General features: G+C 54.1%; 23 protein-coding genes and 1 tRNA gene. 9 read left to right on the plus strand and 15 right to left on the minus strand.

Translation table 11 applies throughout. The features are described 5' to 3' along the window. Window positions 1-64 precede the first annotated feature (64 nt). The 3 genes from hrcA to RHK62_RS01145 all read left to right on the plus strand — a co-directional run bounded on the left by hrcA (window position 65) and on the right by RHK62_RS01145 (window position 3,240). Window positions 65-1,123: a heat-inducible transcriptional repressor HrcA gene (hrcA, locus tag RHK62_RS01135; protein WP_206200703.1), complete on the plus strand. Its 1,059-nt coding sequence runs from the start codon at window positions 65-67 to the stop codon at window positions 1,121-1,123. A 93-nt stretch (window positions 1,124-1,216) separates the two neighbouring features. Then, entirely contained in the window at window positions 1,217-2,365 is a 1,149-nt protein-coding gene (gene carA, locus RHK62_RS01140; RefSeq protein WP_206200704.1) for a glutamine-hydrolyzing carbamoyl-phosphate synthase small subunit, read from the plus strand. Then, window positions 2,362-3,240 (plus strand): carbohydrate ABC transporter permease, encoded by an 879-nt coding sequence (locus RHK62_RS01145; protein WP_206200705.1) that lies wholly within the window; start codon window positions 2,362-2,364, stop codon window positions 3,238-3,240. Before carA ends, RHK62_RS01145 begins: the two co-directional genes overlap by 4 nt. On the opposite strand, the gene RHK62_RS01150 is transcribed toward RHK62_RS01145, so the two are convergent. From RHK62_RS01150 to RHK62_RS01185, 8 genes are all read right to left on the minus strand, one after another. Continuing rightward, window positions 3,233-5,260: an IMS domain-containing protein gene (locus RHK62_RS01150; RefSeq protein WP_310453147.1), complete on the minus strand. Its 2,028-nt coding sequence runs from the start codon at window positions 5,258-5,260 to the stop codon at window positions 3,233-3,235. The genes RHK62_RS01145 and RHK62_RS01150 overlap by 8 nt on opposite strands. Before the next feature lie 224 nt (window positions 5,261-5,484). Then, window positions 5,485-5,943 (minus strand): hypothetical protein, encoded by a 459-nt coding sequence (locus RHK62_RS01155; RefSeq protein ID WP_302677050.1) that lies wholly within the window; start codon window positions 5,941-5,943, stop codon window positions 5,485-5,487. Window positions 5,944-5,968: 25 nt separating this feature from the next. Beyond that, the gene (locus RHK62_RS01160; protein ID WP_302677051.1) at window positions 5,969-6,499 is read right to left on the minus strand and encodes a hypothetical protein; all 531 of its coding nucleotides are present in this window, start codon (window positions 6,497-6,499) and stop codon (window positions 5,969-5,971) included. A 42-nt stretch (window positions 6,500-6,541) separates the two neighbouring features. Further along, window positions 6,542-7,135, minus strand: a complete 594-nt coding sequence (locus tag RHK62_RS01165; protein ID WP_206200709.1) for a 2OG-Fe(II) oxygenase — start codon at window positions 7,133-7,135, stop codon at window positions 6,542-6,544. 33 nt (window positions 7,136-7,168) lie between these two features. Further along, window positions 7,169-8,398, minus strand: a complete 1,230-nt coding sequence (lptC, locus tag RHK62_RS01170; RefSeq protein ID WP_302678631.1) for an LPS export ABC transporter periplasmic protein LptC — start codon at window positions 8,396-8,398, stop codon at window positions 7,169-7,171. Continuing rightward, a complete protein-coding gene (locus RHK62_RS01175) occupies window positions 8,385-9,080 on the minus strand; it encodes an NYN domain-containing protein (RefSeq protein ID WP_149821272.1) in 696 nt (231 codons plus the stop codon). The genes lptC and RHK62_RS01175 overlap by 14 nt, the downstream gene beginning before the upstream one ends. A 65-nt stretch (window positions 9,081-9,145) precedes the next feature. After that, on the minus strand, window positions 9,146-10,735 hold the full coding sequence (gene metG, locus RHK62_RS01180) for a methionine--tRNA ligase (protein ID WP_206200712.1): 1,590 nt from the start codon (window positions 10,733-10,735) through the stop codon (window positions 9,146-9,148). 13 nt (window positions 10,736-10,748) lie between these two features. After that, the gene (locus RHK62_RS01185; RefSeq protein ID WP_310453148.1) at window positions 10,749-12,815 is read right to left on the minus strand and encodes a hypothetical protein; all 2,067 of its coding nucleotides are present in this window, start codon (window positions 12,813-12,815) and stop codon (window positions 10,749-10,751) included. 60 nt (window positions 12,816-12,875) lie between these two features. Between RHK62_RS01185 and pxcA the strand changes: the two genes are divergently transcribed. Beyond that, complete coding sequence (gene pxcA / locus RHK62_RS01190) at window positions 12,876-14,261, plus strand: proton extrusion protein PcxA (protein ID WP_310453149.1); 1,386 nt, start codon at window positions 12,876-12,878, stop codon at window positions 14,259-14,261. Here the strand turns inward: pxcA and RHK62_RS01195 are convergent, their stop codons facing one another. Next, a complete protein-coding gene (locus tag RHK62_RS01195) occupies window positions 14,262-14,678 on the minus strand; it encodes a heavy metal-responsive transcriptional regulator (RefSeq protein ID WP_302678636.1) in 417 nt (138 codons plus the stop codon). Between the two features lie 123 nt (window positions 14,679-14,801). Here RHK62_RS01195 and RHK62_RS01200 point away from each other — a divergent pair. After that, window positions 14,802-14,882, plus strand: a tRNA-Leu gene (locus RHK62_RS01200). Window positions 14,883-14,886: 4 nt separating this feature from the next. Here the strand turns inward: RHK62_RS01200 and cax are convergent. Next, a complete protein-coding gene (cax, locus tag RHK62_RS01205; RefSeq protein ID WP_302678637.1) occupies window positions 14,887-15,957 on the minus strand; it encodes a calcium/proton exchanger in 1,071 nt (356 codons plus the stop codon). A gap of 12 nt (window positions 15,958-15,969) precedes the next feature. Between cax and folB the strand changes: the two genes are divergently transcribed. From folB to RHK62_RS01225, 4 genes are read left to right on the plus strand one after another with little or no spacing between them, the layout of a single operon-like run. Then, on the plus strand, window positions 15,970-16,353 hold the full coding sequence (folB, locus tag RHK62_RS01210) for a dihydroneopterin aldolase (RefSeq protein WP_255521478.1): 384 nt from the start codon (window positions 15,970-15,972) through the stop codon (window positions 16,351-16,353). Continuing rightward, complete coding sequence (locus RHK62_RS01215; protein ID WP_310453150.1) at window positions 16,337-18,373, plus strand: thioredoxin domain-containing protein; 2,037 nt, start codon at window positions 16,337-16,339, stop codon at window positions 18,371-18,373. The genes folB and RHK62_RS01215 overlap by 17 nt, the downstream gene beginning before the upstream one ends. Continuing rightward, complete coding sequence (gene gcvT / locus RHK62_RS01220) at window positions 18,366-19,442, plus strand: glycine cleavage system aminomethyltransferase GcvT (RefSeq protein ID WP_302678638.1); 1,077 nt, start codon at window positions 18,366-18,368, stop codon at window positions 19,440-19,442. The genes RHK62_RS01215 and gcvT overlap by 8 nt, the downstream gene beginning before the upstream one ends. Before the next feature lie 49 nt (window positions 19,443-19,491). Beyond that, complete coding sequence (locus tag RHK62_RS01225) at window positions 19,492-20,034, plus strand: hypothetical protein (RefSeq protein WP_302678639.1); 543 nt, start codon at window positions 19,492-19,494, stop codon at window positions 20,032-20,034. Here RHK62_RS01225 and RHK62_RS01230 read toward each other — a convergent pair. The 5 genes from RHK62_RS01230 to RHK62_RS01250 all read right to left on the minus strand — a co-directional run bounded on the left by RHK62_RS01230 (window position 20,031) and on the right by RHK62_RS01250 (window position 23,942). Beyond that, entirely contained in the window at window positions 20,031-20,498 is a 468-nt protein-coding gene (locus tag RHK62_RS01230) for an EVE domain-containing protein (protein WP_302677061.1), read from the minus strand. The genes RHK62_RS01225 and RHK62_RS01230 overlap by 4 nt on opposite strands. 23 nt (window positions 20,499-20,521) lie before the next feature. Further along, window positions 20,522-21,469 (minus strand): NAD(P)-dependent oxidoreductase, encoded by a 948-nt coding sequence (locus RHK62_RS01235; RefSeq protein ID WP_206200719.1) that lies wholly within the window; start codon window positions 21,467-21,469, stop codon window positions 20,522-20,524. Then, complete coding sequence (hemE, locus tag RHK62_RS01240; RefSeq protein WP_206200720.1) at window positions 21,469-22,500, minus strand: uroporphyrinogen decarboxylase; 1,032 nt, start codon at window positions 22,498-22,500, stop codon at window positions 21,469-21,471. Before hemE ends, RHK62_RS01235 begins: the two co-directional genes overlap by 1 nt. A 158-nt stretch (window positions 22,501-22,658) precedes the next feature. Then, window positions 22,659-23,237, minus strand: a complete 579-nt coding sequence (locus RHK62_RS01245; protein ID WP_302678641.1) for a hypothetical protein — start codon at window positions 23,235-23,237, stop codon at window positions 22,659-22,661. Window positions 23,238-23,342: 105 nt separating this feature from the next. Further along, window positions 23,343-23,942 (minus strand): hypothetical protein, encoded by a 600-nt coding sequence (locus RHK62_RS01250; RefSeq protein ID WP_206200722.1) that lies wholly within the window; start codon window positions 23,940-23,942, stop codon window positions 23,343-23,345. Window positions 23,943-24,231: the final 289 nt, after the last annotated feature.

Raw genomic sequence — 24,231 nt, forward strand, 5'->3', positions numbered from 1 at the left:
AATACAAAGGCTAGTTTATAGATAGATAAAAAACACAGATAACAAGTCACAGGTGTAAGGGGTTATGACGATTGAACTCAGCGATCGCCAAAAACAAATTCTTGGCGCCACGATTAACCATTACATTGCCACGGCAGAACCCGTCGGCTCAAAAGCGATCGCCACGGAATACAACCTCAACGTCAGCCCGGCCACGGTGCGCAATACGATGCTGCTCCTCGAAAAAAGTGGCCTGCTTTACCAACCCCACACCTCCGCAGGGCGGGTGCCCTCTGATTCTGGCTATCGCGTCTATGTGGATGAACTGATCCAGCCCATTCCCGATGTGGCTCGCAAAGCCGAGAGTCTCTTGAGTGAGCGGTTTATCTGGGGACAACAACGCCTTGAGGTGATCTTGCGGCAAGCGGCGCAGTTGCTCTCGGATCTCAGTGGTTACATTACCCTGATTACGCTCCCCAATCGTTTGGAGCGGCAGATTCGGGTGATTCAACTGGTCGCCTTGGATTCCCAGCAGGTGATGGTGATTCTTGTGCTCGATACCTACGAAACCCAGTCGGCACTGATCCAATTGGGGCAAGGGGAAGAGGATCCTGAGCTGCGGGAGCGCACCCTCCAGGTACTGACCAACTTCCTCAATCATCAGTTGCAGGGGCGATCGCTGGTGGAACTCAGTGCCATTGACTGGCAAAAACTGGATTTGGAGTTTCAGACCTACAGTCAGCAGCTTCAGACCCTACTGCGGCAGTTGAGCGATCGCTACAGCCACCAAGGCACTTCCTTTGTCATCAGTGGTCTTGCCGATGTTCTGCAGCAGCCGGAGTTTTCCCAAGTGGAGCAGGTACAAATGCTACTGCATCTTCTCGAAGACCAACAGGATCAACTGGCTCCCTTGATCAGTGGCGATAGCCAAGCCCCCTCGCAGGTGCAAATCCGCATTGGCAGTGAAAATACCTTAGCGCCGATGCAGTCCTGTACACTGGTTTATTCCTGCTATTGCTATGGGGACTCCCCCGTGGGCAGTATTGGCATTCTAGGGCCGACGCGGATGCCCTATGCACGGATTATTCCCCTAGTGGCCACAGCGGCAGATTATCTAACCGAACAGGTGAGTCGCCGCAAGTAAGAAAATCAAAACATCCGAGAATTCTTGTGCAGTCAACGGCCAGCTTTATCATGCACAATAAACTATTGGGCTTTCCCAGTTGGAGATATTGAAATGCCGACACCCGCCTTGCTGGTTCTTGCCGATGGTTCAGTCTTTCGCGGTTTTTCCTTTGGGGCACCGGGAACAGCCATTGGCGAAGTGGTCTTTAATACCGGCATGACGGGTTATCAAGAGGTACTCACTGACCCAAGCTATTGTGGTCAAATCGTGACATTCACCTACCCTGAGTTGGGCAATACTGGAACCACGCCCGAAGACGATGAATCCGATCGCCCCCAAGTGCGCGGTGCGGTTGCTCGCCATATCTGTGACATTCCCAGTAACTGGCGATCGCAACAATCCTTACCTGATTACCTCAAAGCCCATCGCATTCCCGCCATTTACGGGATTGACACCCGCGCCCTCACCCGCAAAATTCGTACTGTCGGTGCCATGAATGGCGGCATCTCCACGGAAATCCTTGATCCCGTTGAACTGCTGCAAAAAGTCCTTGCCGCTCCCAGTATGCAGGGACAAAATCTAGCCAAGGTGGTGACCACCCGCACCCCCTATGAATGGACAGAACCGACGCCCCCGGCTTGGGAATTTCGTCCCCAAACAGCCACCGAAGAGCCACCCTTGACGGTTGTGGCCATTGACTTTGGCGTGAAGCGCAACATTCTCCGTCGCTTGGCTAGTTATGGTTGCCGTGTGATTGTTGTGCCGGCGGATACCCCAGCGGAAACGATTCTCAGCTATGACCCCGATGGCATTTTCCTCTCCAATGGCCCCGGCGACCCTGCGGCGGTTCAGGAAGGCATTGAAACCGCACGCAAATTACTGGCGGCTCAGCGTCCCATGTTTGGCATTTGTCTGGGGCATCAGTTGTTGGGACTTTCTTTGGGGGCGGAAACCTTCAAACTGAAATTTGGTCACCGCGGGTTGAACCAGCCCGCTGGCCTGACCCGGCAAGTGGAAATTACCAGCCAAAACCACGGCTTTGCCATTACTGAAGAATCCCTTGCCCAAACCCCCGTTGAGATTACCCACTTTAACCTCAATGACAAAACCGTTGCCGGTCTGAAGCACCAAACATTGCCGATTTTCTCAGTGCAGTACCACCCTGAGGCCAGCCCCGGCCCCCACGATGCTGATTATCTCTTTGGCGACTTTGTGGCGCAAATGCGTGCCTATCGTCAACAACACCCCCGCAGCCAATGAAAGGGCGATCGCTCACCCCCTATCTCTTTCTTGCCCCGGCCTTGGGGTTACTCACACTGACGGTCTTTTGGCCAGCCCTACAGGCCTTTTTCCTGAGTTTCACCCGCTATGAGATGGATCTCCTGAGTCCGCCTGTGTGGGTGGGATGGGCCAACTTTGCGCAATTGTGGCGCGATGGTGTTTTCTGGAAAACCTTGGCCAATACTTTCCTCTATTTAGTGGTCGTGGTGCCGATTCTGGCGATCGCCCCCCTGCTGTTGGCGATTCTGGTCAATCAACCTCTGCGGGGCATCCACTGGTTTCGTGCTGCCTACTACAGCCCCGTGATTATCTCAATGGTGGTGGCGGGGATTGCTTGGCGCTGGCTCTATGCCCCCAATGGCCTCTTCAATCAACTGGTACAGGGTCTGCATCTGCGGGACACCCCGATTCCTTGGCTGACAAGTCCCCAACTTGCCCTCTTTAGTGTCATGGCCGTCACGATTTGGAAAGGCTTGGGCTACTACATGGTGATCTATCTGGCGGGACTTCAGGGGATTAGTGGTGAACTCTACGAAGCGGCAGCACTCGATGGCAGTGACGGCTGGCGACAGCATTGGGATATTACCCTACCGCTGATGCGTCCCTATATTCTTTTGGTGAGCATTATCTCAGCAATTTCTGCCACGAAGGTCTTTGAAGAGGTCTATGTCATGACCCAAGGGGGGCCCCTCAATAGCTCCAAGACAATTGTTTATTACATCTATGAGAATGCCTTTCAGCGCTTAGAGATCAACTACGCCTGTACGATGGGACTGGTCTTATTCCTATTTATCCTGTCGTTGTCTCTCTTGAATCTCAAGTTTGGCCGACAGGTGGAAATGCCCCTTAGCTAACCACCTGCATGCGTTGAATCAACCATTGATTGCCGCGACGGGTAAAGGTGTAAATGACGCGGTAGGGATCGCTATAGGAAATATCATTGCGTAGGGTTCCCTGTTCATAGAAACGGGCATCCTCATTGACTTCCACCAATACATCCACGCGATCGCTGCCTCGGGGACGGACTTCCTTCACTTCTAGGTTCCGCAGGGTATAGACCCAATGGCTGCCCTCGGATTTTAAGCTCTGTGCCCGCGATCGCCAGCGGCTGAGTTCTGGCTCCGCCAAAATCGTTGCTAGTTTGTCCATCTCAAATGCCGTGCCAAGGGCTTGGGCTTTAATTTGCTGCCACGTGCGGAGGCGATCGCGTGCCATCTCCGGCGTTAAGGTGGTGGCTAAGGTCGTTGGTTGTGGCGTTGGGGTTGGCGTTGCCACAGGAGTTGGCGTCGGGGTCACTGGCGGTGGTGGTGGTGGGGCTTCAGCCGTTTTGGCTGGCCAATAGACTTTTGCCAAGGCGCCTAACCCAACAAGAACAACCCCTGCACCCATCCAAAACCAAGTCTGACGTTTTTTGTGGTGACTGGTTGGAGGGCGGCGCCGTTTGCGAGTGGATGCTGGGGGCGTGTCGGTCTCCGTTGCGGTTGAAGAGCGGGTAGCAGCCGCTGCCGAAAAGCCTTGACCCAGCCCAGTATGATACTCCAAGGGCAACGTTTCCGCTGTGAAGGAGACGGGCGGCGGCACGGCCACCGTTGGTCTAATGACTTCGGGGAGGGCAGAGGCAGTGGTGCTGGGCGGTTCAGGGGCAAAGGAGTCGTCACTGAGAGCCTCTAAGTAGGTTTGGATATCGGGATCCGCAAAGTAGGCATCCAAGGCCACCGGCGTTTCCCCCAAATCCCGAAAAGCAGGATAAATTTCTTCCCGTAGCCATTGCTCTGTGTAGTAGTACAGGCCCGGCAGCAGATCGCTGGAGTCATGGGAATGACGGCGGATAAAGGCGAGACTCTGCTGATCTTGAGATTTATCGAGAGCGGCCAAGGCCTCAGCAGGTTGTCCCAACAGCAGTAAACAACTGGCCAGTTCGAGGTAGATGTCTTGATTGGGAGAGAGCCGCTCTAGTAAATTCTTGGCACGGCGAATATAGCTCGGCTGAAGTTCCTGTACGCCCCGTGCCACCAGCGCATGCACTGCCAGATAGGTCGCTACTGCTGAGGGACGGCGGGATTCTCGTTCAAAGAGTTCCTGTTGCTCTGCTACGGTGAGATGGCTGCGCAGTTGCAAAATAAATTTGAGAAAATCCTCAACCCCTAGGCCAGAGTGATCGTCATGACGACCTTCAATGCCCCCGCGATCGCTGAGCATCTCCCGCAGCAATAAAATACCCCGCTGCCGATTCACACTATCGGATAGAGGCAGTGCCAGTAACTCCAGAATGCGGTAGGGACGCAGCCGATGCAGTTCCGTCTCCAACTGCTCCTGGAGGTCGGGAAACAGGTTCGCCCGCTGAAGTACCTCTAGACCGGCTTCGAGGCGAGAGGCGGCTGCTTGGTAGGACTGCCGCTGCCATTCCTCGCGTCCCAATTCCAAATAGGCCAAAGCCACAGTCAGCGTAATGTCAGCAACGGCGGCAGAGGAAGTATAGGGGCGGTTGAGATCAAAAGCATCCTCCTTTAGGAATTGTTCTCCCAGTTTGACCACTTGGGAGTAGTTCCCCAGTTCATAGAGCAGGAGGAGCGCCCCCGAAAATTGCTGATCACTAATTTCAAGGTGGGGAGCGGTGGCATCGGGATCCAACTGGGCAATCAAATCATTGGGGTCAACGGCACAGCAGTGGCGATCGTAGGCATGGCGCTGCTCAGGTTCTCGCAAAACCGCATAGGCTTGCTCAATGAGTTCACGACGGGTGGCAACGGTGGTGGGGGAGTGTTGATGGGTGGGCAGTTGCAACAGCCGATCCTGAAACGCTTGCTCGATTTGCTCCGGCGTTGCCTGAATTGGCACACCCAGCACTTGGTAATAGTCGAGGGGAATGCGCACCTGAACCCAAACCTCTAGAGATAAACCAGTCCATCAACCGCAACACGTGCCTTGATTTAGGAAGAACAGGGAACCCCTCCAAAAATGGCTAAGGGTTTAGAAATGACACCAGAACCCTTTGGGAATAACCCTACAGAGGATTCCCAGAAAAAAGGGAGCATCAAACATTCTAGGATATCACAATTTTTGCCCCTCAGTGCGAGTTTGCGCAGAGATTGGCTGGCTTAGCCGCGCACTTTTGCTGTAAAGCCAGAGGCCTTAAATTGCTCCAACTGCAAAGGTGTTGGTTGGTCGTAGGGCACGCTAATGCGAATTTCAAAATCGCTAATGCCGGGTGGAATCACATCAATTGCCCCAACCCGTGTGCGGTTTTGCAACACTGGATTGCCATTGGCATCGTAGATGCGGCCAAAGACATCGGCATCCACCACTGTTTTGCCGGATTTATTCTCTGCTTTGCCAGTAATCAGGTAGCAGTTGGCCTTGAGGGTCGTGCCCCCGGGTGTGACTGAACCTTCACCAATTTCTGGCGGGCATTCGTGGTAACTGAGGTCAAAGAGCCGCACTTGAATAGCGGCGATCGCCGGCAGCGGGGCGATACTTGACCAGCACAGGACACTCAGGAGCAAACACACCACTCCTCGACGCAGATATGCCACAAACCGATTCGCACTCATGGTCATCGCTCAGCACTTCAACACGCCCCTATTATCCCACAGTGGTCAAAATCCACAGATCAACCGCTCCCAATAGCAGCGTAAAGACGGCCAAAATACCGTACATCCAAGGCTGAGCAAGGGGCTTAATCACCTCTGTGGGCAATCCCGTATGAGCTTCAATGGCACGCATCATTTGGGCAAACCCCGCCACTCGCATCGGCAGAAGATACCCCTGACCTGTGGCAGTGACTAGATAATAGACCAAGCCCCCTTGGCTGGTACTGCGGGGCTGAAGCCCTTGAATCTCTGACCAAGCCAGTTGCCACTGCCGCCGCAGGAAGGGGGGCACCCAACCGGGATAGGTGAGGCAAATCCCTTGCGCGTCCAGTTCTACCCGCTGACTCAGTGCCCCCCAGAGCAAAATGCCCCCACAGGCGATCGCCCCCCAAAGCAGCAGGGGTGAAACAGGCGCCGCCGTCTGTGCCGCCAAAAAGGGGAGAGGAAGTGTGAGTGCGCCATAGAGGGCAATGAGCGTTCCAGAAATCAGGGGCGAGGTTTTGAAGCGCAGAGGTTCAGTCATGGTTGTTGCTGAGTTATTGCCTCAAGGGTTCATGATCATCCATCAATAGAATAGCCAAGTGGCAAAGGCATATTTAGTCCCCTGCACCACGGGCAAAGCCGTATGGGGATGGGTGTAGTAGGCGGGAAAGACAACGACATCACCGGTGCGGGGTGTGACCTTCACCCCTTGGCGATCGAAATAGGTTTCTCCCCCCTGAAAGTCCTCGTTGAGATAGCCCACTAAACTCACATCCCGTGTTGGGATACCTTGCGCCAGTTCCATTTGCCGACTGGCCAGCAGCAGGTTGTCCACATGGCGGCGATAGCCCTCGCCCACGCGATAGCGCAGGATCGAGAAGTTCTCAATTTCAGGAAAGCGAATGCCATAGTGCTGGTAGAGAACAATCTGAATCGTTTGTGTGGCTTGAAGCAGAATCTGCCGCATTGTCGCCTGTTGGGGATCTTGGGGATCAAAGCGGAGCAAACTGCCGCCGCGCACTGAGCGATCGACCGTCCCCATGAGAATTTGTGCATCCTCAAACCCCACCTTCTCAGCCGTAGCAATCACCTGCTGACACTGGTGAGCCGGAATCAAACGCTGAAAAAGGAGAATCTCACCCCCCAAGTCAAGAATTTGCAATGGTGCAGCACTCATAGGGCAAAGATTGTTGCTATCTCTACCATCGGTTTAGGGGAGGCGTAGTTGCAGCGGTACTTCACTTTGGACATTGCCACTGACAATCACCTCTTGGCGATCGAGCCACCCCTTTGCCCGCTGTCCCTGAATTTGAATGCGGGGATTGCGCTGGCGGTAAAAGACGCCCCCTTGGGCTTCCACTTCCTGTTGAGGAATCCGCCAAATCAGTTGAGCCGTGCGCAGGTGGGCATTGGGGCGCTGAATTTCCACTTGACCGCTGGCTTCCACCCGCTCTTGGGGAATCCACCAATTGAGGCGTTGGGCACGCAGTTGTGCCTGTTGAGGTTGGCTATTGATCTGGGCATTGTCAAAGATGGCGCGGTTTTCAGCCATCAGGAAGACACCACGATTGGCCTGCCCTTGAATGCCTTGAGTGGAGGACTGCACCCGCACCGGGCGATCGCTCACCAATTGCTGCTGCGGAATCAACCAGCGTACCGTTTCTCCTTCAACCCGTAGGGCAGGGTTGGGAAGCTGCACTTGAACACCCCCCTCAAGGGTAACTACCTGATCGCTAATCGACCAGATGGCCCTTTGGGCTTGCAGCCGCTGCCCTTGGCGATCGCCCGCCACACCGCGGACGGTGACCCCCCCTTGACCAATCACCCCTGCCAACAGTCGATTGGGTTGCTGCTGCCACACTAGACTCTCCGTACTGAGTCGCAAATCCTTGGCCTCCTTGGCTGACGAGGTCACCTGAACGGCATTGAGGGCACGCAGTTCTTGGCGTTGGCTATCGGCTTCGAGGCGCTTAGCAGTAACAGTGACTTGGGGATAGCGGGCTTGCAAGTTTTTCTGGGCAATGAGAACGCCGCGATCGCCCTGCCAGACCAATTGATCGGCCACAATCGTCCCCTTTTGCTGGAGATCAGTGACGGTGGTGCGGCCTTCAATCCAGAGTTGTCCATCCCGCTGCCGCACATTGACTGCCTTAGCTTGCACCTTGTAAGCAGTTTTGCCCTCTGCCTTTAATTCCCCCGTCAGGTTTTGAATCTCCAATTGCTGGCGATCGTCATCGCGATAGCGCGCTCCCGCCGCTTGTAATAACCAGAGAAGTTCACCTTTGGCATTGGTTTGCCGTAGGGTCAGATTTTGCAGCTTGACATCCCCCGTGATTTCTGGTTCTGGTGAGGGTTCCTCGCCCACCCATTGATCCACCCAGCCGCAGCCTGTCAAGGCCAGTACAAGGCAAAGGGGGAGGAGGGGTCTAGGCAGAGGCATTGTTGTCTAGGTTCTCTAGGGTCTCGGGTGACTTATTGGGCGCAGCTTCATCTTTCCCTTCGGCGGTATCTTGCTCCCAATGGGGAGTCACAATGGGGGGCGGCGTCAGGCTACCCGTGACGGGGCGATAGGTATAGGTTGGGCGGGGTGCTTTTTGGATTTCTTCGCGGATGCTTTCGAGATCAATGTAGCGATCGGCAACGTTAATCAGGCTATCGCTCGTCATCGATCGCAAGCTCACCACCTCGACCCGTGCCCCCCGATAACTCACAGCATCCACCGCATAGGCCAAATCCCCATCGCCGCTAACCAAGATGGCCGTATCATAGCAGCCCACCAGTGCCATCATATCGACGGCAATTTCCACATCAAGGTTGGCCTTTTTCGAGCCATCCGGCAGCTGCACCAGTTCCTTGGAGACGACACGGTAGCCATTGCGGCGCATCCACAGCAAAAACCCCTGCTGTTTTTCATTGGTGGGGTCAACCCCTGTATAGAAGAAGGAGCGAAAGAGACGGGAACCTTGGGTCAAGTAGCAGAGGAGTTTTGAATAGTCAATTTCAATGCCCAGTTGCAGTGCTGCATAGAAGAGGTTGGAGCCATCAATAAAAATGGCAACGCGCCCGCGATTTTGTAACACCTGTTCTGGCGTGTAAATAGCTGAAGACGAAGATGTAACCATGTAGAAATCATCTCAAAAAAAGTGTGTTATCGAAATATGAAGTCATACCTCTAGCGTATCGCGCGTCAAGGGGAATCGGCGACAGTTGCAGGCAGCGACAGTTTTTGGAAAATCGGCTCTGGATTGGCCAGAGGTTGTGACGCAGGTAAAACACCCCACTGGGCTTGGCGATCGCCCAAAAGGTCGGGGTCAACTGATCCGTTAAATTTAATACTATAGCCCAACTGCCCATAGATAGCCTCACTCAGTTGGGGGATAATCGGGGCAAGGACATAGGCCACAAGGCGCACTGACTCCAATACACAGTAGAGAATCTCCGCCACCGCTTGCGTTTCCCCAGCCTTATAGCGTTGCCACGGTGCCTCTTCATCAAGGAACTTATTCCCCGCCCGTGCCAGCGTCAGTGCCTGTTGACACACCTCATGGAAGGCCAGTTGCCGATACCCTTGGCCATAGGTTTGGCAGAGGTGCTCCGCCAGTTGCCGCAGGGGATGCTCGCGCGGAATCGCTGACCCTTGGACATTGGGTACTTTCCCATCGGTATATTTCCAAGCCATTTTCAGCGTGCGATTGAGCAAATTGCCCAGATCATTGGCCAGATCCGCATTGAGGATATTGACAAAGCGGGTCTCGCTAAAGTCACCATCGCGGCCAAACTCCACCTCTTTCATGAAGTAGTAACGCACGGCATCGGCACCGTATTGCGCCACCAAGGCAAAGGGATCAAGGGTATTCCCCAGACTTTTGCCCATTTTTTGACCATCCTTGGTGAGAAAGCCATGGACAAAGATCTGCTCTGGCAGTGGCAAACCCGCCGACATTAACATTGCCGGCCAAGAAATGGCATGGAAGCGAAGAATATCCTTGCCAATAATGTGCAGATCAATCGGCCACCAAGTTTTGAGGGCATTGGCTAAGGTTGGCTCATCTTCTGGTTCCAAGAGGGCAGTGACATAGCCCAAGAGGGCATCAAACCAGACATAGAGGGTCTGATCTGGATCCGTGGGCACGGGAAACCCCCATGCCAGATTCACCCGCGAAATGGAAAAGTCCTGCAGCCCCCGCTCAATAAAACTCAGCACCTCATTGCGACGGCTAGGGGGCTGGACAAAGTCAGGATGTTCAGCGTAGTAGTCCAAGAGCGCCGGCTGATACTTCGAGAGGCGGAAAAAATAGTTGCGCTCATCTCGCCATTCCACCGTCCGATTCACGTGGATCGGGCAGCGCCGACCCTCAAGCAGTTCGCGTTCCTCCTTGAATTCTTCGCACTCGACACAGTACCAACCCTGCTGCTGACCGAGGTAAATGTCGCCGTTGTCCCATACCCGCTGAAAAAACTCGTTGACAATGGCGTGGTGGCGAGGACTGGTGGTGCGGCTAAAGCGATCGTAGTGGATATTCAATTGTTGCCACAGGGCTTGAAAACCAGCGGCAATCTCATCGCAGTGGGCTTGGGGACTGAGACCCCGCTGTTGGGCGGTGCGCTCAATTTTTTGGCCATGCTCATCGGTACCGGTAATGAACCGCACCTGATAGCCCTGCAAACGATAGAAGCGAGCAAGCACATCGGCAGCAATGGTTGTGTAGGCACTGCCAATGTGGGGAAGGGCATTGACGTAGTACAGGGGGGTAGTGAGTGAAAAGTGCGGTGACAAGCAGTGTTTCTCCCTAGGAGGACGAGCAAATCGCGTTATTTATCATAGTGCCATCGGTAACAGCTTGGAGGCGATCGCCCACCGCCAGATCCACCCAAGGACTCAGGGGGCCTTCTTGCTCACTGCCATTGGCAGCCAAGTCACTGTGGCAGAGGTACAGGCGATCGCTCACCCGTGAACATAAATCCACCAGTAAATGCTCCAGACGTTCTGACTCCAATTGCCACACCCGTGCACTGGGACTCGCCGTTCCCTGCCGCAAAAAGATCGGCGCCTGCCAAAGACATTGCAAGCCGCCATCCTGCCAACGCGGACTGCCGACATCTAACCAAAAATGCCAGCGATGAGCCAGTTGGGCACTGCGATATTGAAATGTGGTTGCCAGTAAGACCCCTTGGGGCTGCCGCAGGGGTGGAGCGGGATCAGCGGTTACAATTCCCCGCCGCAGTAGGGCGATCCATTCCCGTAGTCGCTCAGCCGTTGGCGTAGCTCGGTGTTCTGGGAGGTGATCATAAATTTGCCAGTAGGCGGCTGTGCCCTCAAGGAGCGATCGCAGGGGAGCCAATTCACTGGCTGTCAGGTTGTGTGGCCAGAGATAGCGTTGAATCGCCGCCTCTAGGAGATACACAGGCATTTGGCTAGGATCTAGTGTGCTCAGCCAATGACGCAAGTTCTCATAGGCGTCCGTGGCACGATGACCAAAGCGATCCCAATGGCTGTACTGGGTTGTACTCAGCAGTTCGGCTTTCTCCAGACCCGGCTGAAAACAATAGCAAGAGAGCAGGCCTGCCCGCACAGGATCAATCGCTCGCGGCAGCAAAACCGTTAACATCTCCGCAACCGCCGTTGCCTCTGGGATCATTCCCGTTCGCGGATAAACAAACAGCAACAGCGTCAAAAGGGCACGCACAAAGGGGGATTGAATCAGAGGGCGCTGCTCATTCCAGATCACCAAGGGAATGTCGCGTTTTTTTAACTCAGTGCTAAAGACATGGCGGGCAACGCTATCTAAACCGGGGGCAAGGATGGCGATCTCGTTTGGTTGCACCATCCCTTGATGAATGGCGGTGGCGATCGTTGCAACCACTTCCTGCAACAGTTGCATCCGCGAAGTGGTCTGAATAGCCGCGATGTTTTCGGGCAGCGTAGCTTGGGGCGTAGTGAGGCGTTCTTGAATCTCAGTTTGGAGAGGGGTGTTGCCAAAAATCGTTTCGGCAGGGCAGGGTTGCTCAATGACGGTGGCTTGGTTTTTCAGGCTGAGAAACGCATCGGGATCAGCTCCCAGACCGAGACGGACAGCGCCAATGGGTTGGTGAGTCAGGACAATCTTGATCCCCTGTTGGTTGAAGCGGGCGATCAAATCCGCCATCACCGCTGGATAGTTGTGGGTGTTGTCAGCCAAAAGACACTGAAACCGTTGCCCCAAGGAGGCTTGGTATCGAGGATGGTCAAGGAGAACTCGGCCAAATAAATCCGTGGTAATGCCGTAGGTGAGAAGGCTGTGGGCAGTACACCAATTTTGCCACTGTTTCAGGGCAGTGACGATCGCCCCCACGGTTTCTGAAGGCATCTCAAGCTGATGATCCCAAATGAGTTGGGGTAGATCATCAAGGCTGAGGCGGGCAAAGGCAGCCAATTGAAAAATATCAAGCAGATGGCGAGTGGCGCGATCGCGATTTTCACTGAGGACAGCAAACGTCTGGTTGGCAAGCCAAGGCTGCCACAACCGCTGTGCCCATACCAACTCCGTTTCTGGTTTCAGACGCAAAGGGGGATGCGGATCGACGGCCTTCGCCTGCACCAGAAGCGGCCAAAAAAGTTCCACCTCATCCTGCATGAAGCCCACTGGCGTGGTGATATAAGGTCTGTAGCCACTGCCCAACTGTGACTCAATTTCCCGTTGGATGGCTTGGCGGCCTTCTACGCTATCCGTCAAAAAGAGGAGCGATCGCTCACGGGGAATCACGGACTTGTCCTGCCCGACCCACTGGGCAAATTCCCTTACCAGTGCACAGGTCTTGCCACTGCGACTACCGCCACTGATCCACTGCAACACCGCCAACAAAGCCCGCAAAGCCAATTTGCTACGATTCTATCTATCCTATCGATTTATTGCTGCTGCGGTAAGAGAACAATAGCAATGTCCAGCAACCCCTTTATTCGCCTCAGAGACTGGATCAAGCGTGCAGAGCAGTGGTATCGCACAACTCCGAACCGCGCCCTACAGGAAGCCTATGAAGCCGCTCTGAAAATTCGCGCCATTGAACTGGAACACTTTGACGGTCAACCGATTAGTCTCCTCAATCTGCCCGTGGGAGAAGTCTCTAGCTACTTCGAGACAGAGCTAAAACAACTGCTAAAAACCATTCGTATGCGGATGATGGAGTTTCGCGCCAGCCGTCAAATTTTGCCCCTTGCTCCCCCCCAAAGCCCCCCCACTCCTGTCAACGATAGTGTCAATGGTGCAACGGCAACCTATACGGTGACGGCTACCGTCAGTAGCACGACCGAGGAACCCAGCGTTTATGAAAAGCTGCGGGTGATTGATGCCACCCTCAACCGCTATAAACGGCAGCGCGAAAAGGAACTCAATGCCCTTGCCCGTCCCAGCCTCAGTCGCCAAGATCCCCAACAACGCCAGCAGGCGGCTGCCCTCGACAAAATTGAGGATGATTCCCTTTATCTCTCGGAATATATCAGTGATGATCTCACCGATGATTCCAAGCTGGACAGCAGCAGCTTTATTCCCCGCTCGATTTTGCGCACCGCCGATCGCTTTCGTCGTGAACTCAATTCTGATGAAACCACCGAAGCTGAAGTCGTTCGTGATTTTCGCACCTCAAAGCTGCGCACCCGTCTGGCGGTTCGTTTTATGCTCTTGCTGGTGATTTTGCCCCTGTTGACCCAGCAAATTTCCAAGGCACTCATTGTCAGCCCCCTCGTCAACCACTTTAAGGCGGTGGGGCAAATTGAACGCATCATTAACTCCCAACTGGAGGACAACATTCTCGATGAACTGGCTCGCTTTGAAAATAAAATTCGCTTTGAAAGTCTGGTGAGCAATGTTCCTGTTTCTGCAGAGGAAATTCAAGCCCGCATCCGCGAGAAGGCGATCGAGCTATCCACGGAATACCAAAAGGAACTGATTGAACCCCTGAAAAACATCCTTTCCGATGCCTTGGGGTTTACCGTCTTTCTGGTGCTGGTTTTCACAGGTCAGCGGCAACTGGCCATTGTCAAGGCCTTTTTGGATGAAGTGGTTTATGGCCTCAGTGACAGTGCCAAAGCCTTTATCATTATCCTATTTACGGATGTCTTTGTCGGATACCACTCCCCCCACGGCTGGGAAGTGTTGGTGAACAATACCCTCGAGCACTTTGGCTTTCCGCGCAATGAGGACTTTATCAACATGTTTATTGCCACCTTTCCGGTGATGCTCGATACGGTATTTAAGTATTGGATTTTCCGCTATCTCAACCAGATTTCCCCTTCGGCAGTGGCCACCTACAAGAATATGAACGAGTAGTTAGGAGCACACCACTGGCTGGAGAATGGGACAGATCCTGCCCTCTTGGAGTTGCGCGGGCGATCGCCAGCCGGAGAGGAGGCCTTGCAATTCCTGTTTAAGAATCTGCAACTGCTGAATTTGTGCCTCAATGGCCGCCAATTTTTCCTCTAACTTTTCCTTGATGTGATCACAGGGAATCTCACCGCGATCGTATACCTCAAGCAAGGCTTTGATGTCGCTCAGGGTGAGGCCAAGGGACTGGGCACGTTTGATAAAACTTAGGCGAGCAAAAACATCCTCAGCAAAGAGGCGATAGCCCCCACTGGTTCTGCCAACAGTTCGCAACAGCCCCAATTCCTCGTAATAGCGAATGGTCTTGACGGGCAGGCCACTACTGTGGGCAACGGTACCAATCAAGTAGGCAGCTGCATTCATGGCAGTTCTCCCAAGATCAGCAAGACAGCGATTTTAGAGAAGGGCACTTTAATTTTCTGCCATCGAGAGGCCAGATCACCACTTTCAGAAATTCAGCTATCTGCGCTATAATCATAGAGCTACGCGGATGTGGCGGAATTGGTATACGCGCACGTTTGAGGGGCGTGTGGCTTTGCCTTGCGAGTTCGAGTCTCGCCATCCGCATTGTTTATGGGTGAATAAAGAAGGCGATCGCCAGCACGAGGTAAGTCATTATCAGCAGGACGCCCTCTAGCCAATTGCTGCGCCCATCACTACTGATGGAGTTAGTGATCGCGACAGCAGCCACAACTGCCAGTAGCTCAAAGAGGTTAAAGCTCAGGTTCATCTCCCGTTGTCCCAAGAGCCAGCCCACCAGCACAAGCACCGGCGCCACAAAAAGGATAATCTGCAGGCTAGACCCAATCGCCACCGCCACTGCCCCTTCCATACGATTATTGAGGGCAAACTTGATACAGGTGATGAACTCAACCACACTGCTGAAAATGGGAATGAGAAACACGCCTGTAAACAATTGGGTCAACCCGATTTCACTAATGCTGTCCTGCAAACTATCCACGAGGATGTCGGAAACAAAGACTAGCAAAATCGTACCCACCAGCAGAATGGCAAGGGGCACCTTGAGATTGACAGTGGGAGAGGGTTCCTGACCAGCGATCGTCTCATCCATCAGGTAGAGGTGACGATGGGTTTTCATGGAAAAGAGCAACATCAGACCGTAAAAAATCAGCAGCAAAATCGCCGACGCATAGGAGAAGTGATCAATCAAGTGAAGCGGCACACTGGGTGCCGCCGCCTGAATCGCGGTCGGGGTCATCAGCACAATCACCGATAGGGTGAGGGCAGAGGCATTAATGCGTGCCACAGGTGCTGAGAACTGTTGCTCTGGAAATCGGATGCCCCCAACAACAATGGCCAGACCCAATCCCAAAAGCAAATTGGCAATAATGGCACCGCTGAGACTGGCTTTTACCACCTCTGCCAGACCCTGACGCAGGGCGACAATGGCGATAATCATCTCAGTGACATTGCCAAAGGTGGCATTCAAGAGTCCGCCAAGGGCAGGGCCAATGACTTCGGCGATCGCCTCTGTGGAATTGGCAATCCCAGCCGCAAGGGGCACAATGGCGAGACCACTGAGGATAAAGCTCACCATTGGCGGCATTTTGACGATAAAGTTAAGGAGGGCAAGGGGCACAAAAATCAGTAGGCCCAGCAGAATTTTTTCCTGTGTTGTCATGGATCGATCCCCTTGAGCGAATCATCAACTGACTGTCTCCACCTCTCGGGAATTCGCTACTACGGCTATACGGGCGCCCTACCAGAGGAACAAATTCTCGGCCAGTGGTTTGAGATTGATATTAAGCTCTGGTTGGATATGGCACAAGCGGCGGCCAGCGATCGCCTTGAGGACACCCTTGACTATCGCCCCCTCTTGCAAGCCATCGAGCAGTTAATGCAGCAGCAACGCTTTCACTTAATTGAGACCCTAGCAGCAGCAATTATGAAACTGTGCCTAGCGCCCCCCCAAGTGCAGCGAGCTGCTGTGCGTGTAACCAAACTTGCCCCCCCCGTGCCCAATTTTACGGGTCAAATTAGTGTTGAAATGGTGCGCTGCCATGCCGAATCGCCTTAGCCAGTGCCAAAGTCTCTATTTGCGCAAGCATGCCGAAAACCCCATTGACTGGTGGCCGTGGTGTGATGAAGCCCTTGCCAAAGCAGCGGCAGAGGATCGGGTGATTTTTCTCTCGATTGGTTACTCCAGTTGCCACTGGTGCACTGTCATGGAGGGGGAAGCCTTTTCGGATCTGGAGATTGCCGCCTATCTCAATGCCCATTTCCTGCCGATTAAGGTGGATCGCGAGGAGCGACCCGATCTGGACAGTATTTACATGCAGGCACTGCAACTGATGACGGGTCAAGGAGGCTGGCCGCTCAATGTATTCCTGACGCCGCAGGATCGCCGTCCCTTTTATGGTGGTACCTACTTTCCTGTGCAGCCGCGCTATGGCCGTCCGGGCTTTTTACAGGTGTTGCAGGCGGTGCGCCGCTTCTATGACCAAGAAAAGGACAAGCTCGCTGCCCAACAGGCCACGCTCTGGCAATATCTCGCTCCCCCCCCTGAGATGGGAGAAGCCGTCCCCTTGACTGAAGAACTCCTAAGGGCAGGGATTCGCCAAGTGACGCCGATTTTGCGCGATCGCCCCCAAGGCACCTGCTTCCCCATGATGCCCTATGCCCAAATGCTCCTACAGGGGCTGGCGTTCAGTCCCGATCCCCCAGAACTGTTGCAGCTGTGTCAGTTGCGGGGACACAACCTCTTGCGGGGGGGGATCTATGACCATGTGGGCGGTGGTTGGCATCGCTACACCGTGGATCCCCAATGGACAGTGCCCCACTTTGAAAAAATGCTCTACGACAATGGCCAAATTGTGACCTATCTAGCGCGGCTGTGGCAGCAGGGCGATCGCGCCCCCCAGATTCCCGCTGTAATTGCCCAAACGATTCAATGGCTTGATCGCGAAATGACGGCTCCTGAGGGCTACTTCTATGCAGCACAGGATGCCGATAGCTTTATCAGTGCCAATGATCCTGAACCCGAGGAGGGCGCCTTTTATTGCTGGCAATATGCAGAGCTAGAGCAGACCCTAACCCCAACGGAATTGGCACAACTGCAAGCCCACTTTGACATCTCTCCCAGGGGCAACTTCGAGGGCAAGATTGTGCTTAAGCAAGTGCGCCCGCCGGCGAATCCTGAGGTGCTAGCACCGATTCTGCGTAAACTCTTTGCTCGCCGCTATGGTGCCGATACGCCCATGGATCAACCCTTTCCCGTGGCCACGGATAATGCAACCGCAAAGGGACAGGCTTGGCCGGGACGGATTCCGCCGGTCACTGATACAAAAATGATTTTGGCTTGGAATAGCCTGATGATCACTGGCTTAGCAACGGCAGCCCAAGTCTGGAGAGAGCGCACCTACTGGCAGCGAGCGGCTAAAGCGGCACAATGGCTCCACGAGCATCAATATCAAGAAGGCAAACTCTACCGCCTCAACTATGGCGGCACCGTGGCCGAAGTGGCGCAGGCCGAGGATTATGCCTACTGGATCCAAGCCCTGCTTGCCCTGCATCAAGCCAGTTTAGCGGTGGGGGAGGCGGCTCAGCCGTGGTTGGAATTGGCCACGCAGTATCAAACCCTCTTTGATCAGGAATTGGCGGCAACAGAGGGGGGCTACTACAATGCACCGGAGCGCGCCGATTTGATTGTGCGCCAGCGGGAAGGTCTCGATAATGCTACACCTTCTGCGAATGGGGTGGCGATCGCCAACTTGGTGCAACTCTTTTTGCTCACAGAGAATCCCGCCTACCTCGAACAGGCAGAAAAGGGATTGCGTTTCTTTAGCCCATTGATGAAGGAGTCTCCCCAGAGTTGTCCGAGCCTTTTGGCGGCGTTGCAGTGGTATCTGCGTCCTGTCTGTGTGCAAGCGCGGCCTGATCAGGTTACAACCCTCTGGGAGCGCTACTTGCCAACGGCTGTCCTCAAAGTTCGCGATGACCTCGAGCCAGTCGCCCTTGTCTGTGAAGGCTTGCGCTGCCGCGAACCGGCACTGACCCCCACCCAACTACAACAACAACTGGATAATCTCTATGGCTGAAGCGTTGCGTCGTACGCCCCTCTATTCCCTGCATCAAGGGGCACGGTTTACCCCCTTTGGCGAGTGGGAGATGCCCTTGCAGTACAGCAGCATTTTGCAGGAACACCAAGCGGTGCGGCAGCGGGTGGGGATGTTTGATATTTCCCACATGGGCAAGTTTCTGCTGCGCGGCTCTGAGGCGATCGCGGCACTCCAAGAACGGGTACCCACCAATCTCAGTCGTCTCCAGCCCGGCCAAGCGAAATACACCGTTCTCCTGAATGAGGCCGGGGGCATTGTCGATGATGTCATTCTCTACATAGGCGAGGGTCAAGTGCGTTGTATTGTCAATGCAGCCACCACTGCCAAGGACTGGGCATGGTTGCAGACCTATTTACCCGCCAGTATTGAGTTCATTGATGAGTCAGCGACACAGGTACTGATTGCCCTTCAAGGCCCTGCCGCGACAGCGACCTTAGCTCCCCTGTGCGATCGCCCCCTAAATGACCTCAAGGCCTATCGCCATGCTCAAGTGAACCTGCTGGAACAGCCCGCTTGGATTGCGCGTACGGGCTACACCGGCGAAGACGGTTGGGAAATTCTTGTGGCACCAGAATTGGGGCAACAGTTGTGGCAAACCCTGCTGGCGGCGGGTGTGACTCCCTGTGGCTTGGGGGCGCGGGATACCCTGCGCTTGGAGGCGGCCATGCTCCTTTACGGCCAAGACATGGATGAGCAAACCACTCCCCTAGAGGCGGGTCTCGATTGGCTGATTGATTGGCAAAAGCCCGATTTTGTGGGTCGTGCGGCTCTCTTAGCCCAAAAGCAGCAGGGGATTGAGCGGCAATTGGTGGGGTTAGAACTGGTGGGCAAAGGCATCGCTCGCCACGGCTATCCTATCTATGCGGGGGCACAGGCTGTGGGGGAGGTTACCAGTGGCACCCTATCTCCCACCTTGGGGAAGGCGATCGCCCTTGGCTATGTCTTTCCAGAGTTTGCCCACATCGGTCGGGAACTGGCGATACAGGTGCGCGATCGCCAAGTCCCAGCCGTGGTGGTTCCTCGCCCGTTCTATCGCCGTCCTCGGTAGCCGCTGCAATTCCGCTAAAATTTGATTCATCAGTCGTAAAGTGCAACGAATGCTGGAAATTTGCCCTCGCTGTGGTGCTCGTTTAGGAAAGCCCTTGTCCTCTGGCCGCCAAGTGTGTAGTGCCTGCGGTTGGAGTACAGTGGTTATTGAGCGATCGCCGCCACCGCCCCCCACGGGATTGTCTCTCCTTCTCAGTCAAATCAGGCGGCTGATCAAGCGTTTTTTCCAGTATCTAGGAGGACAACTGCAACGCTTGTGGCGATCGCTGACCGCTCGTTCGCAGCAGCAACAGCCCCGCCGCAATCTCTGGGAAAGCCTCGTCACCAAGCTCAAACACCTCGAGGAAAAAATTCCCACCGGTGATCCCAGTAAGGAGTGGCTGACTCCTGAAGAGGCCTTTCAACTCTTGGGCGGCAACCCAGATAACCCCAACTCCAAGGTGAGCACCCTCGATGGCAAGCGGCGGATTGGCTTATCGGCCTTTCGGCGACTGGTGAATACCGCCGAATATGCGGATTTTGGCTTTCAATACTCTAGCGATCGCCACCTGAAAAATTTACCCTATTTGCGCCGTCTGCCTCGCCAACCCTAGGGCGATCGCAAACCGAGAATAATCTGCCACTCCTGTTCGGTGACCGGTTGTACCGAGAGACGGCAGCCCTTTTGCAACAGCAGCATCCCCTCTAGGCCGGGCGTTTGCCGCAGTTCTGGAAGTGTAATTGGCGGTGAAAAATCGCGGCGATACTGAATATCCACCATGAACCAGCGGGGATTGTCAGGCGTGCTTTTGGGGTCAAAGTAGCGACTGTCCGGATCCCAAGCAAAGTGGTCGGGATAGGCAGCCTTGACGACTTCGGCAATGCCCATGATGGCTGGTGGGTTGGCATTACTGTGGTAAAAGAGCACGCGATCGCCCACCTGCATGTGATCGCGGATAAAATTGCGAGCTTGGTAGTTGCGTACCCCTTCCCAACAGGTGGTTTGTTGTGGGGCTGCCTGCAAATCCTGCCAAGAAAAAACGCTTGGCTCCGACTTCAGTAACCAAATCCCTGCCATCAAAGATTCCGCAATGGTTAAGTTTAGAGGTCTGCCGTGCCCAAGCTACAGCGTAGCAAATCCTCAACGGTTGCACAGTAGGGAGTTAGCCCCAAGGTTTGAGGATTAAGCACGGTGTCATAGGTGAAGTTACGATAGTTCAAGCAAAAATAATCCCACGGCGACATTTGCACTCGAAATACCCGCACAAAGAAGTTGATCACTGGCAGCGTCAAGGGGACTTGCAAATAGATGGGCAGCTTTGCCGCAGCGCACAACTGCGCCAACATCTCATTGACAGTAATTGGCGGGTTACCCAGAGCCACCCGACGCGGTACGGGATACTCAGGATGCTGCAACAGGTAGAGAACCACTTGGGCAATATCGCGGGCATGGACAAAGTGAAAACTGGCATCAGCACGGAAAAAGCGAGCCAACCACAGCCACTTGAGCACTTCGCGCATGCCTTCGGTGATAAACGAGGGTCGCTTGCCATCGGCGCCACCACCAAAGACCATCGTGGGAAACAGTTCAATCACGCGATCGCCCACCGGCAACTGCTCAATGGCATGGAGACACTCATACTTAGAGCGAATATAATCCGTTCCCAAGGTGCCTGCTTCCGGCAGCGGTTCCATTTGATGATTGAGGATACTTGCCGTTGAAAAATAAAAGACCCGCTGGCAGCGTTGCGGATCCAGTTGCTTGAGGAGATGGCAGGTTTGCTCGTAGTTGATGGCAAAGACATTGTTCCCTCCCCAAGCGGTTGCCGTTAGGATTGCAAGATCGAGGGTGGGCAGTAGCGGTTCCAAGGGGGTCAAATCCATGAGATCCGCCTGAATCACGTTCACCCCGGCTCTTTGGTGAGGATCAATCTGCAACCGTGCTGGATGCCGCACCAGCAAAAAGAGTTCATGATCCGTCTCTTGGATCAGCGCCTCAGCGATGTACTGGCCAATGCAACCACTGGCACCCGTCATTAAGATGCGCATTAGCCGAGGGACTTCACCAGATCAAAGAGAAAACCCACATTCTCCTCAGGGGTTCCTTGGAGAACGCCATGGCCAAGGTTAAAGATATATTTGCCCTTGCGACCCGCTTCGATAATGGCTAGCGCTCGTTCCTTGAGCACTGGCTGGGGGGCAAAGAGCGTGACGGGGTCTAAATTCCCCTGCAGACCGACACTGGCAGGAAACTGCTGGCGAATCGTGCCGATGTCCACAGTCCAGTCAAGGCTGACAATATCTGCCCCAGTTGCTGCCATGCGATCGACCACTGCGGCACTGCCATTGATATAGAGGATGATTGGCACATCGGGATAGACGGCTTTGACCTGCTGAACCACCTGCTTTTGGTAGGGGAAGGCAAAGGTATCGTAGTCCTGACGGCTGAGTTGACCCGCCCACGAATCAAACAGTTGCACCACTTGGGCACCACAGTCAATTTGATAGCACAGGTAGTCGGCAATGGCAGTGGCCAAATGGTTTAAGAACTTGTGGAGCAACTCTGGCTCACGGTAGGCCATAGTTTTGATTTCAATGTAGTCCTTGGAGCTTTTGCCCTCAATGGCATAGGCGGCAAGTGTCCAAGGGGCACCGGCAAACCCCAGCACCGTGGCGCGATCGCCCACCTCTTGGCGCAGGGTCGAGAGAATTGGACGAATAAAAGGACAGGCCACTTCCGGTTCCAAGGGATGGAGTTGTTGCACCTGCTCAAGGGTACGGATGGGTGGATCAATGATCGGCCCTTTACTCTCGACAATGTCAAAGGGAATACCAATCCCCGGCAAGGGCGTGAGAATATCCGAAAAGAGAATCACACCGTCGGGGGCAAAGGCACGAAAGGGTTGGAGTGAAATTTCAATGGCCAGTTCGGGGATTTCCGATCGCTCACGAAACGAGGGATAGCGATCGCGCAGGTCACGGTAGACCTTCATGTAGCGTCCAGCTTGCCGCATCAACCAAATGGGGGGACGCTCAACGCTTTCACCACGGGCAGCACGTAGGAGTAAAGGGGTGGTCATCCTAAAATGTGTAATTCCAATCGTTTTCAATGGCTCTGGAAGACTCGCTCAGCAAGCCCTATTGAAGTCAGGTGTTGCCTGCGATTCACAGAGTTTAACCCTACAATCATACCCTAGGGGGCGATCGCTCCCACACCTCAGAGGAGAATTCCCTTGCTTTACCACGCGCGGGGCTGAAACTGCGGGTCGTTGAGAATTGCCACGCCATCTCCCGACTGTGCCAACACAAATAGACCCTGCCGATAGGCATAGTGAGCCACCTCAGGCGGCACAATCATCCCCGCCACGGCTCCCAAGAGTTTTGTACCCCGATACTGATGGGCCAAACGGCGAAATTTGGCAATCCGCTCTAGGTGTTCATCCACATCACTTTGGCTGAGCTTGGTTTTCACCTCAACGAGAACGGCTTCATCGGTGTTAACGACCAACAGATCAATCTCTAGGCTCTCATTCCCATCTTGGAGGATCACATCGCTGTAGAGTTGGGAGACAGCAATCCCCCGACTCTGAAATAAGCGCAGCACGGCTGGACGTACTTGCCATTCCACAAATTCTCCAAGACGGTTGCCCAGTTTGCCAATTTGTTGGTTAAGTTGGCGAGCTTCTTCTCGCAGTAACCGTTCAGTCTCTTGAAAACGCCGCTCAGTTTCTTGAAATCGGCGTTCTGTTTCCTTTTGAGCTTCCAGCAGCTCTCCCAATAACCGCCAAACATCCTCAGGGGTATGGGCTTGTGTCATGATCTTGGTCGGGTTTTCTAGGCTACAGCTAACCCTCTCATCATAGCCTAGGAGGCGCTCAGAGAATTTCCATCATAAACTGCGCAAGGGCACTGCCACTGTGCTTTACCACGCGCGGGGCTGAAACTGCGGGTCGTTGAGAATTGCCACGCCATCCCCCGACTGTGCCAACACAAATAGACCCTGCCGATAGGCATAGCGAGCCACCTCAGGCGGCACAATCATCCCCGCCACGGCTCCCAAGAGTTTTGTACCCCGATACTGATGAGCCAAACGGCGAAATTTGGCAATCCGCTCTAGGTGTTCATCGACATCACTTTGGCTGAGCTTGGTTTTCACCTCAACGAGAACGGCTTCATCGGTGTTAACGACCAACAAATCAATCTCTAGGCTCTCATTCCCATCTTGGAGGATCACATCGCTGTAGAGTTGGGAGACAGCAATCCCCCGACTCTGAAATAAGCGCAGCACGGCTGGACGTACTTGCCATTCCACAAATTCCCCAAGGCGGTTGCCCAATTTACCAATCTGTTGGTTGAGCTGCCGTGCTTCTTCCCGTAGTAAACGCTCAGTCTCTTGGAAACGTCGGTCAGTTTCTTGAAAACGCCGCTCAGTCTCCTGAAATCGACGTTCTGTTTCCTTTTGGGCTTCCAGTAACTCCCCCAATAACCGCCAAACATCTTCAGGGGTGTATGCTTGTGTCATTGAATTGATTATTGACTTGATTATTGACTTGATTGAGGATTGCCGCCAAGCTCAGGTATTTTCTATACGATCATAGCCTAGGGAATAGAACCCATGAATGATCCACTACTCGCACAATTTCTAAACCTCAGCCGCTGACAAACAGGAACCTGCATTCATGCCCAAACTATATAGCTATTTCGAAAGGGAGTGAGATATTTTCAAGAGGGATAGGCTATACTCAAAGAGTCATGAATGTTACTCAAGAATATGAGCTATAGCTTGGACTTACGAGAGCGGGTTGTCTCCT

It is taken from the genome of Thermosynechococcus sp. HY213 (assembly GCF_031460975.1).
Lineage (GTDB): Bacteria > Cyanobacteriota > Cyanobacteriia > Thermosynechococcales > Thermosynechococcaceae > Thermosynechococcus.

Bases quoted from the DNA above. Each gene is read 5' to 3' on its own strand.
- RHK62_RS01175 (WP_149821272.1), bottom strand. From the start codon at position 9,080: ATGGTTACATCTTCGTCTTCAGCTATTTACACGCCAGAACAGGTGTTA.
- gcvT (WP_302678638.1), top strand. From the start codon at position 18,366: ATGGCTGAAGCGTTGCGTCGTACGCCCCTCTATTCCCTGCATCAAGGG.
- RHK62_RS01230 (WP_302677061.1), bottom strand. From the start codon at position 20,498: ATGGCAGGGATTTGGTTACTGAAGTCGGAGCCAAGCGTTTTTTCTTGG.
- RHK62_RS01195 (WP_302678636.1), bottom strand. From the start codon at position 14,678: ATGAATGCAGCTGCCTACTTGATTGGTACCGTTGCCCACAGTAGTGGC.
- RHK62_RS01225 (WP_302678639.1), top strand. From the start codon at position 19,492: ATGCTGGAAATTTGCCCTCGCTGTGGTGCTCGTTTAGGAAAGCCCTTG.
- RHK62_RS01235 (WP_206200719.1), bottom strand. From the start codon at position 21,469: ATGCGCATCTTAATGACGGGTGCCAGTGGTTGCATTGGCCAGTACATC.
- pxcA (WP_310453149.1), top strand. From the start codon at position 12,876: ATGTCCAGCAACCCCTTTATTCGCCTCAGAGACTGGATCAAGCGTGCA.
- RHK62_RS01215 (WP_310453150.1), top strand. From the start codon at position 16,337: ATGCCGAATCGCCTTAGCCAGTGCCAAAGTCTCTATTTGCGCAAGCAT.
- carA (WP_206200704.1), top strand. From the start codon at position 1,217: ATGCCGACACCCGCCTTGCTGGTTCTTGCCGATGGTTCAGTCTTTCGC.
- RHK62_RS01145 (WP_206200705.1), top strand. From the start codon at position 2,362: ATGAAAGGGCGATCGCTCACCCCCTATCTCTTTCTTGCCCCGGCCTTG.
- lptC (WP_302678631.1), bottom strand. From the start codon at position 8,398: ATGCCTCTGCCTAGACCCCTCCTCCCCCTTTGCCTTGTACTGGCCTTG.
- RHK62_RS01165 (WP_206200709.1), bottom strand. From the start codon at position 7,135: ATGAGTGCTGCACCATTGCAAATTCTTGACTTGGGGGGTGAGATTCTC.
- hrcA (WP_206200703.1), top strand. From the start codon at position 65: ATGACGATTGAACTCAGCGATCGCCAAAAACAAATTCTTGGCGCCACG.
- RHK62_RS01250 (WP_206200722.1), bottom strand. From the start codon at position 23,942: ATGACACAAGCATACACCCCTGAAGATGTTTGGCGGTTATTGGGGGAG.
- hemE (WP_206200720.1), bottom strand. From the start codon at position 22,500: ATGACCACCCCTTTACTCCTACGTGCTGCCCGTGGTGAAAGCGTTGAG.
- cax (WP_302678637.1), bottom strand. From the start codon at position 15,957: ATGACAACACAGGAAAAAATTCTGCTGGGCCTACTGATTTTTGTGCCC.
- RHK62_RS01160 (WP_302677051.1), bottom strand. From the start codon at position 6,499: ATGACTGAACCTCTGCGCTTCAAAACCTCGCCCCTGATTTCTGGAACG.
- RHK62_RS01245 (WP_302678641.1), bottom strand. From the start codon at position 23,237: ATGACACAAGCCCATACCCCTGAGGATGTTTGGCGGTTATTGGGAGAG.
- RHK62_RS01155 (WP_302677050.1), bottom strand. From the start codon at position 5,943: ATGACCATGAGTGCGAATCGGTTTGTGGCATATCTGCGTCGAGGAGTG.